Genomic DNA, 16,876 nt, shown 5'->3' on the forward strand with positions numbered 1-16,876 from the left:
ATGATTAGAACAGAAGCACTGGTCTATGCAGAACGATATGCGGCGCAGGAAGAGGCGCTGCACAGCAAGGGGGATGGACGCAGCAGCATCCATTACCCCGCCCTGTTTCTGTTCCTTGGTGACAAGGTATCGGCAGCGATTGAGCCGGTGCTTATGCGCTGTGAGCGGAAATGGGATAATGCCGCAGGAGTGCTGGCGCTGCATGCCGGCGCAGGCCGGGATAGTAAAGAGCAGCGGCCGTCTGGGAGTACAGATTGGGAGCATAAAGAACAGCAGCCGTCTGGCAGTGCGGGCCGGGATCATAAAGAGCAGCAGTCCGCCGGCGGCAGCCGGGAACGGGTGATGACGATGGCCCTGCCGGATGCGGCAGGGCGTGATCCCCGTACAGTGCGCAAGGACGTCTACCGGGAATTTCATGAGGACGGCCGTTATCTGGCGGGGATGAACCGGACGCTCCGGCGGATCACCAACAGCATAGCAGACTATGGACGGCTGTATTCTTCTTTTGACGTAATCCATCTCACTATCATTACGCGGGTCGATGACCCGCTTAATGTGCTGCTGCCGGAGGTTGCCCTGCTGGCCCGGGCGGTGCTTAGCCAGTCGTTCAAATCGGTGCAGACTGACCTGTACACGTTGATCAACGAGCGGGAGCAGGGGGATAACTTCGGATATTCCAGCTCGGCCGGGCTGGCTTTTCTGCGTGAGCTGGACGGAATGCAGCTGCCGGACTATACGTTTAAAGCGCCGCTCCTCGTTACGGAGGACGGATTATCTATTCCTGTGTCCCACGGCCCTTCCGCCCTGTTTGATCTGGTTTACCTGCTCTCGGATAAAAATGAGCGGGGGATGAGCCCGGTGAACGGCATGGAGGATAACTATGAGATTATTGCGCACATCAGTCTGCTCAAGAACCGGGTGCGTCCTTCTTCCGATCAGGCTTCCGGTCACGGCGGCTACAACAATATGACGTTCAAAAGCGGCATCCGCGGCAGTACCGGCCGGCAGGGCTATGCCTCCGCCGGATTCTCGGCGGTGCGCAGGCCGAGCAAGCCGATTGCCATGGCGGTGCTGTACCATGCTTTTCATGTTCTGGCCGCGAAGCTGCAGACCGGCGGCGGCTGGAGCCTGCGCGACCGCCAGGCGCTGCTTGGCCTGACGCCGGAGGCACTGCGCGAGCGTGCTGCGGGTTTACTGCCCGATGAGGCGGGCATCGCCGAAATGACCGGTCTGATGAGCCACGGCCGTCCGTCCTACAGCGAGCTGAAGCCGCTCTCGCTGCGCGAGGCGGAAGCTTTGCTGTTCGGCGACGGCGGCGAGGCGTATTTCCGCAGCAACTTTGCGGATGGTTCCGCTGCGCGTGCTGCGGCCCTTGACCCTGCGCGCGAGTGGGCCACCGTACTGGCGGCTCAGGAGCAGGCAACTCCGCCGGTGACGTTCTACCAGCTGGCGGAGTGGACGGCCGAGCAGGGCGAGGCCGGGGGCAGTGTGCTGAACGCGCTGCGTCAGCACATGAATGGTTTGCGCTCGGCGCTGGCGGGCGCCGAGGAGGAGCTGGAGCAGTTCTACGCGCAGAGCGTGGAGCGCCAGCCGTTCCAGCGGGTGCCGCTGCTGGACAAGCGGACCGTGCGCAATTTCATTCATTATTTGTTTGAGAGTATATATAGTAGGAAATACGAGATTCTCAGGCTGAAGCTGGAGCTGGACATTGCGCTCCGCTATGATGCTGCACTGGAACAGCTGCATGCCGAGAGCAGAGCCAAAGTGCAGACGATGCAGGCGCTGGAAGAAGAGCTGCGCAGCCTTGCGCTGGCAAGCATTGGGCGGTCCGGCGAAGCAGTAGACCAGAATATCATGGAATACTACCGCACTGTGACCGCCGAGGTCATGCTGGACATTGAGACCCGGCGTGGGGCGGGCATTTTCTTCAGCGACCGTTTCATGGGCAGCATCTCGGAGCTGCTGCGCCAGGGCGGAGCGGCTGTTGTCCGCCGCCTGATCGACGTATGCCAGAGAGAGCTGCTGACAGCGGGGGCGTTCACCCTTCCCTTCGAAGAAGAGCTGCTGCGGCGGGCCAATGTTGCAGCGGCGTACGAGAACCGGGAGATTGTGTCCAGGGAGGAGCTGTTCAAGCAGCTCTATCTGGGTCTTGAAGACAGCGCGGCGATCAACGTCCGCCTGTTCGAATACACGCAGGAGCACCGCCATGAGGAAAAATATTTCTTCGGCGACAGCGGCTCCGAATTTCTGCGGTACGCACTGAATGCAGACGGAACAACCAGGATCTACCGCCTGGGCGTTGTCCACGAGCAGCGCCGGAGCGGAGTCGAGAAGCTTAACCTGATGGGCGGCTTCCATCTGGAGGACCTGCTCTATTACCGCAACGGCAAGGTATACTACGAAACCTATGTACAGAACGGTTATAGGCTGCACGGTGTAGATGAGGAGCAGTTGCCTGAGCTTAGGTAAGCAAGGAGTGCCGGAGGTTAAAGTGTGGTAATAATATTAATAAAATACTAGGAGAACTGAGGGGGCTGAGGTGCTTAGGAGTTGATGAACTAGGTGCTGATGTGCTGCGGAGCTAAGGTAACTAAGATGCTAGGTGCTGAGATGTTAAGGTGCCAAGGTGCTAGGGTGCTAAGGTGCTAGGGTGCTAAGGAGCTAAGGTGCTGAGTTACTGAGGTGCTAGGTTAGGTAAGTAAGTGTCTATAGTATTAAGTATAAAGCGTATTAGCATAGCACGTATTCCCGCCTCTGAAATCATCGAATGCTGGTAAACAGCTCAGATGAAAGGCAAAAATGCCTTTGATTTCAGCCAATGCAGGCAAACGGCCCGAATGAGAGGCAAAAATGCCCTTGAATTCGGCCGATGGGAGCAAACGGCTCAAATGAAGGGCAAAAATGCCCTTGAATTCGCCCGATGGGAGCTAACGGTCCAAATGAAGGGCAAAAGTGCCCTTCAATTCGGCCGATGCGGGCAAACAGCCCGAATGAGAGGCAAAAATGCTTCTCATTCCAGTTGATTCGCCAGCTGTGAGCAGCAAGGGAGTTTTTCCGCCGCCTATTTCGCCAGGGAACACACGTCCACGAGGATTACAGGCTGGCTGTGCTCCGGCAGCAGTATGAGTATAAATATTAGTTTGTTTCTGAAAGGATGAGGATGGATGCAGCGGAAAATCAATCTGCTCTTATTGTGTTTCAGCCTGCTTGGCGGCGGAGTGGCGTATGTGCTCGGGGAGCTGCTGCTTGGCCGCAGGCCGTATGATCTGCCGTCGATTATTATTGTCGGCCTTTATTTTGCCATTGTAGCATTTGGCATCCTGGTCGGTGCACTGCTGGCTGAGATGATCTCGCCGCGGCTGAACGGGCTGTCGTGGAAGCAGCGTTATCTGGGACTGTCATGGAAGCTGCTGCCGCTAGTGGTAGTCATGCTGTTTGGTCTCGGCACACTGATGGAGTTTGTATACGAGCTGAATTTTGGCGGCATTAAAGCGGTCAAAAATGTCGTTATGGTCATCGATGACTCCGGCAGCATGCAGCAGAGCGATCCGGCCAACAGCCGATATACCGCAGCCGAAGCGCTGGTACAGCAGATGGACAAAGATAATCAGGTGGCTGTAGTCACCTTCAGTCAGGAGGCTGCGGTGGTACAGCCGCTGATTTCACTTGAAAATACCGAAAGCCGTACCAAGGTATCGGAGGTCATTCGCAATCTGCAGACAACCGAAGGCGGCACGAACATCAGCGGTGCTCTGACCGAGGCTATGAATGTGATCAGCAGTGATGGAGAAGCCGGCCGGGGAGCCATGGTTATCCTGCTGTCCGACGGCTTCAGCGAATTTAACACAGCTACTGAGCTGAATGAATATAAAAGCCGGGGAATCGCCGTCAACACCATCGGGCTTGCGCTGGATGACCAGTCCGGCCCGCTTCTGCTGCAGGATATTGCTACGGCAACAGGCGGGCAATACTACGATGTTACCGATGCAGGACGCCTGGGTGAAGTGTTCCAGCAGATCTATGACCGGCTGGGCGACCGTACCCTGCTGACTGAGCGCAGCGATGCGACAGCAGACAGCCCTTATTATGCTGTTGTGCGGATTCTGGCACTGATACTGATCGGCACCGCACTTGGTATCGGGCTTGGCGTTGTGTTCGACAACCGTCATCTGGCCAAAAGCTTCGGCATCGGCGGCTGGGTAGCCGGTCTCTGCGCCGGTCTGATTCTCGAATTCGGGCTTAGCGGCCAGTCGTTCAGCGATGCATTGATCCGGCTAAGCGCAGTTCTGTTGCTGGCAGCTATTCTGTCACTCTTTACTTATGTGGTACCGGTTGGTGAAGGACGTCTGACCCGCCGCGGGAGAAGAGATGCAGCGGCTGCAGCGCCGGCATCGGGTGAATTCCATTCCCCACGCAGAAACAGGAACAGCAAGGGCTTTTAGAGCCCGGCAGCACAGCAAATGTTAATGTGAAGGGAGTAGACAGTCATGAGGTACGCCGAAGTAAATCCCTCTGCACCGGCAATCAGTGAAGTAACTGCCCGGGTAGAGGACCGGTTTTGTACGCTGAGATGGCGCTGGCCGGACGGCGTGCAGGCGGTCTGCATCCACAAAGAAACAGCAGAGGGGCTGGACCGCGGGGAGCTTCCGCCTTCCGGCATGAAGCTGTACACCCGTGAGGAATACAAAGCGAACAACGGATACCGGGACCGGATGGAAGACATCGGACTGGTGGTTTATACCGTATATGCACGGATCAACGAAAATGGCGAGACGCTGCTTATCAGGCAGCCGGACGGCTCAAACCGGATTACAGTCAGCGCCGGCAAGGCGAGAATTTATTTTTCCATCCAGCACAAAAAAGCGATATTTGCCAAGCAAAAAACAGTACATATGACGATTACCGCTGAAGTGCCGGTGCCGAAGGATGTACTCTGCTATGTCAAAAAGAGAGGCGGGTACCCGGCTTCCCGGGAGGACGGCGTGCTATTCCCGTTTGTGCAGGATTTTGCCGCCGGACGGAACATACTGCCGCCAATCGAGATCGGCAAAGAGGATTTTGTGCGGATTTTTTTCACCGATGGGCGTAAATACGGACAGTATTACGAGCTGGTACCGGAATAAGTGACCAACAGAAAGTAACGCTCAGACAACGAAGAAACGTTTGGGAGGGAAAAGAAAATGTCTTTTTTCAGCCGGTTTATGAAGAAAAGCCAGCCGCAGCCGCGGCCGCTTTTTTATGATATTGTGTGCCCTTACTGCTTCACGAAATTCCAGCCGGAGGAAGTGGTTTTCCGGGCTATGCACAGCCGTGAAGATGATGAAAATTACGCGCTGGGCGAAGATGATGCCTTGAACAAGTATCGTGAGCGCTTCGGGCTCGATACGGTGGATGATATGGAAGCGATACTGAATCCGGCAGATATTCCGGAAGAGTACCACCACTATACGGATCATGTGCTGACCGGGCTCACCGACCGCTACGGGGTGCTGACGCGCAGACGGCTCTGCCCGGCCTGCCATAACGAGCTGCCTGTAACCGCCGGCAAGGTGCCGAGCAACATCATTTCGATCATCGGGGCTTCCCAGGTCGGGAAGTCGGTGTATATGACCTCGCTGATTCATACGCTGCAGCATACGACGGCGGGACATTTTGACGCAGCCTGTATGCCGCTGAATGCCGAGATCAGCCGCAAGTTCCGCACGCTGTACGAAGAGCCTTTGTTTGAGCGCGGCGATCTGCTGGCTTCGACCCAGAAGGAAAAAATGCAGGAGCCGTTCATCTTCCAGTTCGTCTTCAAAGATGAGAGCAAGCCGCCGCTGACGCTGGTGTTCTTCGATGTCGCCGGTGAAGGCATGGTCGACCAGGATTATCTCGGCCTGCACGGCCAGCATATCAAAAACTCCGCCGGCATCCTGTTCATGGTCGATCCGCTGCAGATCCGCTCCGTCCGCGAGAAAATCCGCATCAACTACGGCGACAAGCCAGGTGAGTGGGTATCGCAGTATGATGAGCCGCGCGATGTGGTGCTGACGATGTTCGGCGATTTTATCGCTTATCAGGAGAAGAGTAAAACCGATATTCCGACAGCGGTTGTCCTGGCTAAAAGCGATATGCTGCATTCGCTCAAGGATGAAGACGGGGATTATATCAAGGCGAACAGCAATGTATTCAACAACTACGTGCACCGAAAAACGCTGAATCTGGATGAGTTCCACAATATTGACGGAGAAATCCGCCGGTTTATTGAGAAGGTGGACCGCCCGTTCAAGGATACGATGGATGTTTATTTTGCCAATACAGGATATTTCGCCGTGTCTGCGCTGGGCAGCAATCCGGTCAATCAGAAAATCGAAGGTGTGGTCAGCCCGATCCGCGTAGACGAGCCGTTTATCTGGCTGCTGCACAAGCTGAAATATATTGAGGGGAGCGACGGGCCGTGAACAGATTTTCAGGGTCCGGGATCACCCAGCAGATGTATACCCGACAGCGGCGCGGGGTTTACCGGTCAACCGAGGGCTTCGATACGGTAGCGAAATCGGAAAGCTTAGATAATAATTTTGTCAAAAAAATCCTCCATCCCTTCTGCCTCTACGATGCTCCGGCTGAGCTTAGCGCACGCGGTGAGAAGAATGAGGAGGTTTACCCGGCTGCACTGCACCTGTTCCATACGGAGACGAACGATACGGTGATCGGGCAGAGCCGCTATCTGGCGGCTGATTTTACGGGGCAGCGGAGCGCTTTTTTTGCCCATAACTTTATTGTGCCGCCGATCCGCTCTGAAGAGATTGTGGAGCAATACGGGGACTGGCTGCATGCGGATTTTGCGGTCAGCTATGAAGGCGAGCTTGGCGGGACCTTACCGGAGCTGGACCATATTCCTGTACAGCAGCGAGAAAGCCGGCCTGATCCGCTGACTGTGCTGCGTACGCTCGGTTTTAACGAAGAAACGTTCAAGGCCCTGCTGCAGGCGGTCATGCTCTCCGTAGCCGGGAAGAAAAAAATCTATATTGCGCTCGATGTGCCGATCAGCGAGATATCGCGGCATGCCGCCGGCCTGACAGAGGTCCTTTTCAGCGTGCTGCCTAACGATTTTCGCCGCAGACTGGGCGTGATTACGTATGCTAATGAGCCGCAGAGCCGCAAATACATTCATCTGACCTTTGTGGAAAAAGGCTCGCTGCGTCCCGGGGACCGCAATATCGAAAAGGATTATGTGTTCGATCTGGCTTCCGGCCGGATGCTGAATACTGATTTTGGCGGGACCCGGCAGCCCTTTGCCGAGCTGGTCTGGAAGACGCTTAACCGGAAGGGCAGCATGGAGGATTATGCCCGGTTTGCCGATTCCCTGCTGACAGGGGAAGGGGTGGAGCGTAAGCTGCAGCTGGCTGTTTACAATGAGCTGGCAGTCTTTTATGAGATTGAGCAGGGCGATGAGCAGTTATATACGGACAATAAAATCGCTGTGCTCAGCGGTTTGTTGTCCTACCTGAAGCCCCAGGGAGCGCTGGAGTCACGGGTGCGGCTGAATGATCTGTTTCTGGAACGGTTCGACCGCGAGTATGATGCCATCCGGCAGCGCGGGATTCCACAGCCTGAGGTGCTGGAGCAGTTTAAGGAATATTTTGAGCTGGAAGGACATAACTACCGCGGTAAAATCGTCGATTATTACATCAACGGCATGCTGAATGGTACAGCTGCGGGGCGCGGGGATGTGCTGGCTGCGGCTTATGGCATTATTGAGAGCAATGACGGGCTGAGTGCAGCTTTTTTCAAAAAAGTGCTGGGCCAGCCCGTATTCCGCAGACAGCTGCTGGAGCCCTATATGGAATCCCGGCTGGCTGCTTCGGTTGATTCAAAAGATGTGATGCGCTTCGTGTTCCATTGGGGACGCTTTTTACCGGAGGTGCTGCAGCAGGACTTTGCCCGGGACATGGTCAAGGAGTATCTGCTTGAGAGGCTGGCCGGGGATAACAATCCTGTGGCTGCCGTAGCGGCTGCCCATGATTTTGTCGAGAAGGCGGAAAAAGAGCGGCGCAGAGGCAGCGGCCTCTATCCGGAGGCGATGTCGCTGCTGCTGGAGCTGGCGAATGCGGCGGACCGCTTTTTGCTGAGCCGTGTGGATTTGGACGAGCTGACGCTGGAGCAGCTGCTGGATATTTCGTTCCTGCGCTACCGCGACTCCGAGGACTGGCAGCCGCCGCTCGATTCGATCAGCAGACGCAAGGCGAATGCCCTGCGGGCGGCCTACCGCTGGTTTGGCGAGGAGAAGCCGGATGAGGGGATTTTTGCCGGACTTGCTCCGCGTGAGCTGGACGATGTGCAGCTGCTCGGACGGCGCTGGCTGAAGGATATGCGCGGAGCAGAGCCGTTTGAGCGTCTGCCGCTGGCGTTCTATCATATCAGTGAGCGCGAAGACGGGCCACTGGATTATGATGCACTGCTGGAGCTGGTTATGCGCAAGGCGGGCGGAGATAAAGAAACGGTGTACCGCTTCTTTGACTGGTCGCAGGGCAGCAGGCTGTTCACGGTTTCTAATAAAAAGCTGTGGCCGGGATATAAGCGGGCCATTCTGAAGTACTTCATGAACAAAGACCGTGAAGCCTTCAAAAACCGGGATTTCCGCAAAAGCTATGTAGCTGCCGCAGGACCGGCACTGCAGAATGTTTATAACGAAGCCCGCAGCAAGCTGGCTTCACCGCTGGCGCGGTGGGTCAGTCGCAGCCGATTTCAACTCCTGATCAGCGGCACCATTCTGGGGCTTGTGATCATCGGGGTGATTATTGCAGTCAGCCTGCTGCGCCCGGACCCTGCCGATACAGCGCAGCCGGAGAATAGCTCCGGAACCGGCGCGGTTACCGTTGCGCTTGGCAGCGGCGGTACAGCCGGCACCCGGTTGGTGTTCACCTTTGCCGGTGCCGCAGAGTGCTCCGCCTTTAAGCCGGCGGAGATTGGAATCGTGTCCGGGGATAAGGTGACGGACACGTACGATGTTGTTGCGACGACAGGCAGCTGCCTGACGGCGTTGCCGGAACCGGGAGCCGCGGGTGACAGCGGCTCTGGTGAGGACGGCGCAGCGGCGGGCAACGCCGGCGGCGGAACGGGCGGCAACGCGTCCGGGAACGCGGGAGCCGGGACAGACGACGCAGGGGCGGGCAACGCCGGCGGCGGAACGGGCGGCAACGCGTCCGGGAACGCGGGAGCCGGGACAGACGACGCAGCGGCGGGCAACGCTGGCGGCGGAACGGACGGCACTGCGTCCGGGAACGCGGGAGCCGGGACAGACGACGCAGCTGCGGGTAATGCTGGCGGCGGAACGGACGGCACTGCAGGCGTTGGGGCAGGAGACGGGGACGTGTCCGTCTCTTCTCCGCCGTCAACCGGCCAGCAGGGCGCCGGGGCTTACCAGGTCACAGTTGACCTGAAAGCGGGTGCCGTAATTGCAGCCGGAAGTATGATTACAGCCGGTGAGTACAAGCTGATTGTTCAGCCTGACCCGGCAGCGGGGGCCATCGCTTCACCGGCGGTGCAGCCTTCCGCTACAGCTGGAGCAACGCCTGACGATTCTGCTGGTGCGGGTGGCAACGGTGGAAATGATGCCGTTGGCAACAATACGGTTGATGGGGATAATACAAACAAAGCGGGCTCTAATGATGCTGATGCTGAGAGGACTCCCGGGGCGGAGTAGCCCTGTTTTGCATAACTAATTAATGTACAAATTAACTTGATCCTGAACAGTACCGGTGGCCGGATGGCGGCGCGGGTACGTTCAGGATTTTTTTCTGCGGATGGGGAGGAGTATTACTAAATGTGAGTTACATTGAACCTTGAACTTTGAATCTTGAACAGCTGAACCGTTCACAGATATTCGCAACAGCTCGCAACAATGCGCAGACAGCTGGGCAGGTGCGTTCCTGATAGCGTTCCTAATGATTTTGCAGCGAACGAGCTGGAACTAAGTGGATTTTAGACAACTAGTTTCTGCTAAAATCAGCGAAGGACAGAACTAAGTGGAAATTCGCTACTTATTTGAGGAGAATTCTCCTAAAAGTGCTAAAACCTGGTGAATTAAGTGTCCATTTTCCACTTAGTTACACTGAAATGGGGATTTCGGCGGAATTAAATTGCTTTTTTCCAACTAGCTCGCGTGTCCCCTTATATTTGAGGGTGAAGCAGCCTCAGGATAGGTTAGTTTGAAGGCGGGAACTTGGTGGCGGATCAACGTGCGGTTGGATAGGCCAGAGTAAGAGTAAGTGTAAGAGTAGAGTAGAGTAGTCTGCAAGATGGGATAGTTTGCTGAAGTGGTAGTGTGAGTAATCCGAACAGCACAATCGTCCGGTGATGGCTGGGCGGGTGCATTCCTGATGGCGTTCCTGATGATTTTACAGCGAACGAGCTGAAACTAAGTGGATTTTAGACAACTAATTCCTGCTGAAATCAGCGATGGACAGAACTAAGTGGAAATTCGCTACTTATTTGAAGAGATTTCTCCGAAAAGTGCTCAAACCTGGTGAATTAAGTGTCCATTTTCCACTTAGTTACACTGAAATGGGGATTTCGGCGGAATTAAGTTGCTTTTTTCCAACTAGCCCGCGTGTCCCCTTCTATTTGAGGGTGAAGCAGCTTCAGGATAGGTTAGTTTGAAGGCAGGAACTTGGTGGCGGATCAACGTGCGGTTGGAGAGGCCTGAGTAAGAGTAGAGTAGAGTAGAGTAGAGTAAAGTAGTTTGATAGAAAAGTTGTTTTTGCGCGGCAGGTGTTTGTGGCAATTAAATGTGTGGTTGGAGCGGGCAGGTAGGAGCAGGGAGTCTGTATGTTTAGAGAGCCAGCGTGGTTGAGGTAGCTTTCCTATTAAGAGTATTAAGAGTAGTCTGCGTAGACGACGCCCTCCCCGTATAAGCCAATTGGTTAGAAGGAATAACGCCTAATCGTTTCCGGGCTTATCTAGCTGACATGGGATGGAAAGAGATTGTATCAGCTTTTCCTATGGACATAGAGGGGAATAGTAGATATTATTATGAATAATAAAATTTAATAAGCTATTGAAAAAGGTGCGCGTTCTATCCAGATAGAATCCGCTTAATAGGGAAGGCCGGTGCAAGTCCGGCGCGGTCCCGCCACTGTAAATGCTGAGCGACTCCTGATAAAGGTGCCACTGTCTGGCTGTTTAAGCCGACGGGAAGGTAGGGGGAAGCGATGAGGCATAAGCCAGGAGACCTGCCTTTTTCATGGACGTTTCACTTCTTCGTGGGGTAAGAATGCGGAACACATGCAGATGAACTGCGGCTAAAAAAAGGGTGTATTATGCGTTAGTGTGCCTTTTTGGAATATGAACTTGCTGATAACGGTCTTACTATCCGCAGGCTCCAATGACAGCCGATTAATTTGTATTCTTCCCGGCCGCCCTTAACAGGGGCGGTTTTTATGTTGCAATGGGGGAGCCCAGGCTTCCGGCTCTAATTCTCCCCCTGCTCCGGCAGAGACGGATACTTTCCCCAGAGGATGCAAATCCGGATTCTGCTGTCTGCTGTGCTGTAAAGCAAGTTCATTCTATTAACGGAAAAGAGGTTAACAATGAAGAAGAAATTTTCTGCCCGGTTTCTGAGACTTGGCCTGGCTTTATTGCTGGTTATCTCGATTATAGGAGGCGCAGTCGTTCCTTCCGGGCAAAGCTATGCTGCAGCGGACGCTTCGGCGGTTACAGGAACGGAAAGTGTAACGGAGTCTGTGTACGCAGCGGACGATTCCTCCGCTCAACTGCTGAGTACGCTGGCGGCAGCGGCGGTGAACGAACAGGTTACTGTAAAAGAGGCCACTTACCAAACTGCCGAGTATATTCTTGGCAGCGGTATAAAGTCGGACTGGCAGGCCATTGCCCTGGCTCAGGCAGGCTATCAAATACCGGATAGCTACGCCCAGAACCTTAAGCTCGATGTGCAGAAGGCAGGAGGCAGCTTTGCCAATGTCACTGATTATGCACGTACTGTGCTTGCGGTGAAGGCAGCAGGTCTTAATCCGGAGAATTTTGCCGGGGAAGGATCGTCTGCAGGCTACAACCTGATTGAAAAGATTTATAACAGCGATAGAATCAGCGGACAGACGCTAAATGCTCCAGTGTACGCGCTGCTTGCGCTGGATTCCGGTCATTACACCATTCCGGGCGATGCCAAATGGACCAAGTCTGCGCTGTTAAGCGAGATTTTGGCCAAGCAGAATGCGGACGGCGGCTTTACCCTGTCATCTGGTGCAAGCGACCCGGATATGACAGCGATGGCTCTGGCAGCCCTGGCTGCACACAAGAATGAGCCGGTCGTAGCGACAGCCGGACAAAAAGCCGTAGCCTGGCTCGCTGCCGCCCAGGACAGCAAAGGCGGATATGGCGACAACAGTGAGAGTGCCGCCCAGGCTATCATTGGCCTGACTTCTTTTGGCGTAGACCCGGCAGGGGCTGAGTTTGCTAAAACAGAAGGCGACCTGATCTCAAGACTGCTGAGCTTCTTTAAAGCGGGCGGCGGTTTTTCCCATAATGAAGCAGGCAATGTAAATGCTTATGCAACCGAACAAGGGCTGCAGGCACTGGTCGCCTACAACCTGTTCAGCGGTGGCAACAACGGAAAGCTGTATGACTTTACTAAACCGGCAGCCCAGAATCCGCTGGTATATGTACCGCTTGTAATTGAAGGGCCACAGGGAACGCTGGGTCAAGGCAATGCCTATGCGGGTACTGCCCTCGAAGCGCTGGAGAAGGTTGCAGCCCAGAACGGGCTGGCGCTTACGAACCCATCCGGAAACTACGTTACAGCAATCGGCAATGTAGCGGCGGGAATGTTCGGCGGCTGGGACGGCTGGAGCTATGCCGTAGTCCGCAGCGGGCAGTGGCTGTATCCGGATGTAGGTATGAAGGACTTCAGCCTCAAGAGCTCGGACCGGATTGTTGTATATTACGGCGGGGCTGATACACAGCTGATTGAATCGGTAACCTTGTCCAAGGCGCAGCCCGAGGAATATGAGCCGTTCACGGTTACTGTTAATCAGATCCAGTGGGTTTGGGACAATGCAACCAGTACTTCCAGTCCAGTAGTCTCCAAGGCAGCAGGTGTTGAGGTTGCAATCGGCAGCCAGACTGCGAAGACTGACCAGGATGGCAAAGCCGAGTTCAGTGAAGGTCTGGCGGAAGGCGACTATACGCTGGCTGTTAGCGGTTATGCAGCAAATCAGGCGCCGGCAGTTGTCAAACACACTCAGACACTCAGCGTTGTTTCTCAAAATGTATCCATCCAGCTGTCTGTGGAAGGACCGGAAGGCAATATTGCAGAAGGTACGCTGAAGGCAGCCAATGTTCTGGCGGCGCTTAAAAAGCTGACCGCTTCGAACAATATCCCGCTGCAGATTACTGAGTCCACGTTCGGCAGCTATGTATCCGGTATTGCCGGATATCCGGGTGAAGACTACAACGGGTACTGGAGTTTTGTTGTCCAGCGTGACGGGAAATGGACTTATCCTAGCGTCGGCATGGGCGATTTCGAATTGCAGGCTTCTGATAAAGTATTGGTCTACTTCGGCGGTGCAGGTACGCAGGTTGTTCAAACAGTCCAGGTAACCCCGGAGCATCCTAAGCCGGAGGAACCGTTTACGGTAAAGGTTACCCAAGTAAAGTGGGTATGGAATAATGCAACATTTACAAGTGATCCGGTAGAATCAGCGGCAGCCGGTGTGCAGGTAACGATTAACGGCACAACGGTAACCACGGACGATAAGGGCACGGCTTCTTTTGAAAAAGGACTGTCTGCCAAAGTCTACACGCTGGCTGTAACCGGCTACGTTAAAGGGGCTGCCCCTACAATTGTAAGGCACACGCAGGCCTTCAAGGTGGCTCCCGGAAATGTGACAGCCTCTCTGGCAATTGAAGGACCGCAGGGTCCTCTAGCGGAGGGATCACTTGAGGCATTTAATGCTTATGATGCTCTGCAGCAGCTGACGGCTTCCAAGAACATTGCGCTGCAGGCTACAGAATCCCAGTATGGTATTTTCGTTCAGGGAATCGGCGGAATCGAAGGCGGAGTCTACCATAAGGACGGCTATTGGGGCTTTGTTGTATCCCGGGCCGGTAAATGGATATTCCCTGATACCGGGATGAACGATTTTGTGCTGCAGGCCTCCGACAAGGTGCTTGTCTACTACGGCGGCGGCAGTACACAGCTTGTTGATTCAATGGCGGTTACGCCTGCACAGCCTAAGCAGGGTGAGGCATTCACGGTTAAGGTTATGCAGGTTGCACAGGTCTGGGATGCAAACTATGTACCGGAACTGGTTGTGTCTGCAGCTGCAGGGGTTCAGGTTAGTGCCGGCGGAGTTACAGTTACAACAAACTCAGACGGAACAGCAACCTTTGGGCAAGGCCTTACGGCCGGTACACATACTCTGGCTGTAACGGGATATGCGGAAGGCCAGCTGCCAAGCATTGCCCGTTATACACAGGCATTAACTATTGCGTCTACAGACACGGTTCCACAGCCGGCGACGGCGACGATTTCTGTCACAGGCGACAGTATAAAAGGCACTATTCTCTCTAGTACTACTGTAACGCTGAACGAGGGTGAGACAGCTTACAGCCTGCTGGTCCGCCAGCTTGGAAGCAAGGTAGTGAGCGAAGGCAGCGGCGACAGCGTCTATATTAAATCCATTGACGGTCTCGCGCAGCTGGACCGCGGTAAAGACAGCGGCTGGATGTATTCCGTTAACGGCAGCTTCCCGAATACAAGCGCGGGCAGCTATAAGTTAAGCCGCGGCGATGTACTGGCCTGGCGTTATACAACCAACGGCGGAGCTGATATCGGTAATCCGCCAAATGGCCCGGGAAATACAGGAACAGCGGGATCCGGAAGTCTTGCCGGGGTCACCATTACTGCAGGCAATACGCTTCCGCTCCAGCAGGTTGGCCAGACAACAGCCGTGATCGGCGATCTGATGTCTGCGATAGAAGCAGCCAAGCTTAAAGAGCGTCTGGCGGCCAATGTGGCCAGCTTCCAACAGAATGTAACTCCGGGTACAGCGTCCGTACTGAAGGACAGCGGCGGTGAAGTGCAGCTGCAGATTCCGGCAGGTGCGGTGCTGAGTCCAGTGGACATTATTGTCCAGGAGTTACCTGCGAACCGCCCTGAAGTGGTTTCGGGAATGTATGATTTCCAGCCTGACGGTACGAATTTCCTGCAAACAGTAGATCTGCAGATTGTACTACCGGTTACCACTTCTAATCAGGCCAATCTGGCACTGGCCTGGCTGAACGAGAATTCAGGCAACTGGATTCCGGTTCCGGCGGTGCTTGATATCAGTACCGGGACCATTACCGGTAAGATCAGCCACTTTACTACGTATGCGGTTGTAGACCGCAGCAAGCTTGAGCCGCAGCAGGCCAAGCTGAAAACGGACATCGCGGCTACAGCCAAGACCGTAGCGGCATCCGGAGAGCTGAGCGACTGGCAGGCAATCGGTCTTGCCCGCAGCGGTCATACTGTTCCGGCAAGCTATTTAAATACGGTAAGAGAGCAGCTTGCTGCAAACAATGGTGAATTCCGCAAAGTGACGGACTACGAACGTCTGGCACTGGCCGTAGCGGCTGCCGGAGCAGACCCGCAGAATACCGGCGGCTATAATCTGATTGAGAAAATTTACAATAACAGCAACATGGCTGGACAAGGCAGCAATGGTCTTATTTTTGGCTTGATTGCTCTGGACAGCGGCTCTTATGCAGTACCTGCAAATGCGCTGTGGACCAAAGAACGTCTAATTGCTTCGATTCTGGAGCTGCAGAGCAAGGACGGAGGCTTCCCGCTGACTGCCGGAGGGACCGATGATGTGGATCTGACGGCGATGGCTGTCACCGCACTTTCCTCACATACCGGCCAGACAGCAGTACAGACAGCACTCGACAAGGCGGTTACATGGCTGTCCGGACAGCAGCAGGAGAATGGCGGCTATATGGTGTCGGGTACCGAGAACAGTGAAAGTACCGCCCAAGTCATCATTGCTCTTAGCAGTGCCGGCATTGGACCGGGAGATATCCGCTTTGTAAAAGAAAAAGGCGGACTGCTCAGCCATCTGGCTTCGTTCAGACAGGCTGACGGCAGTTATGCCCATACTGCAGGACAGCAAGGCAATGGTCTGGCTACCGAGCAGGCGCTGCTTGCACTTACTGCCTATGACCGCTACCTGACAGGTGCTGACAAGCTGTTCAGCATTACGCCAGGGACAGTCAGCACTGCTAAGTTTACCGATGAGAACCAAATCTCTGCCTGGGCACTGGCTTCCGTGCAAGAGGCCTTTAATAAGGGCTTGATGAAGGGCGTCAGTGAAACGGAGCTAGTCTTTGCTCCGAAGCAGAAGATCACCCGTGCAGAGTTCGCAGCCCTGCTGCTGAGACTGACCGGTGAAACGCCGTCTGACTCTTCCGCCGCTTCCGGATTCAGCGATGTAAAAGCCGGCTCCTGGTATTACGGAACGGTGCTGAAGGCGAAGGAGCTGGGGATCATCTCCGGAGTGAGCGAAACCGTCTTTAATCCTAACGGTTATATTTCCCGTCAGGATATGGCGGTCATGATTATGAGAGCTTTCAAGCTGGAGAGCAGCAGCACGGCGGGTACCTTTACGGACGAGAGCCGGATCAGCAGCTATGCGCTGTCCGCGGTACGTACCGTATCTCAGCTTGGCTATATGAGCGGCTACAACGGCTCCTTTGATCCTGCAGCTGCGGTAACCCGGGAAATGGCCGCTGTGGTTGCAGTCCGGCTGCCATAAAGTGCTGGATCAGTCCGCACGAAAGGTTACAAAGAAGGGGCAGATTTAGTGCCCGTTTTAAGCTAAAATAAAAGAAGCTGATC

Annotated in this window: 6 protein-coding genes and 1 riboswitch; all 6 genes read left to right on the top strand. The window is 54.8% G+C overall.

Features of this window, described 5'->3' with window-relative positions; all coding sequences use genetic code 11:
- The 6 genes from NST84_RS04410 to NST84_RS04435 all read left to right on the top strand — a co-directional run bounded on the left by NST84_RS04410 (position 1) and on the right by NST84_RS04435 (position 16,793).
- On the top strand, positions 1-2,469 hold the full coding sequence (locus NST84_RS04410; RefSeq protein ID WP_342564426.1) for a transcription initiation factor TFIID: 2,469 nt from the start codon (positions 1-3) through the stop codon (positions 2,467-2,469).
- A gap of 695 nt (positions 2,470-3,164) precedes the next feature.
- Positions 3,165-4,442 carry a vWA domain-containing protein gene (locus NST84_RS04415; protein WP_342564427.1) on the top strand — a complete coding sequence of 426 codons (1,278 nt, stop codon included), beginning with the start codon at positions 3,165-3,167 and terminating at the stop codon, positions 4,440-4,442.
- Positions 4,443-4,487: 45 nt separating this feature from the next.
- Complete coding sequence (locus tag NST84_RS04420; protein ID WP_342564428.1) at positions 4,488-5,123, top strand: beta-mannanase; 636 nt, start codon at positions 4,488-4,490, stop codon at positions 5,121-5,123.
- Between the two features lie 57 nt (positions 5,124-5,180).
- Complete coding sequence (locus NST84_RS04425; protein ID WP_342564429.1) at positions 5,181-6,443, top strand: hypothetical protein; 1,263 nt, start codon at positions 5,181-5,183, stop codon at positions 6,441-6,443.
- Positions 6,440-9,688 carry a hypothetical protein gene (locus NST84_RS04430; RefSeq protein ID WP_342564430.1) on the top strand — a complete coding sequence of 1,083 codons (3,249 nt, stop codon included), beginning with the start codon at positions 6,440-6,442 and terminating at the stop codon, positions 9,686-9,688. The genes NST84_RS04425 and NST84_RS04430 overlap by 4 nt, the downstream gene beginning before the upstream one ends.
- Positions 9,689-11,031: 1,343 nt before the next feature.
- Positions 11,032-11,239, top strand: a riboswitch (cobalamin riboswitch).
- 334 nt (positions 11,240-11,573) lie between these two features.
- The gene (locus tag NST84_RS04435; protein WP_342564431.1) at positions 11,574-16,793 is read left to right on the top strand and encodes a DUF4430 domain-containing protein; all 5,220 of its coding nucleotides are present in this window, start codon (positions 11,574-11,576) and stop codon (positions 16,791-16,793) included.
- Positions 16,794-16,876 lie beyond the last annotated feature (83 nt).

Origin of the sequence: Paenibacillus sp. FSL R7-0345, assembly GCF_038595055.1 — a bacterium.
Lineage (GTDB): Bacteria > Bacillota > Bacilli > Paenibacillales > Paenibacillaceae > Paenibacillus_AQ.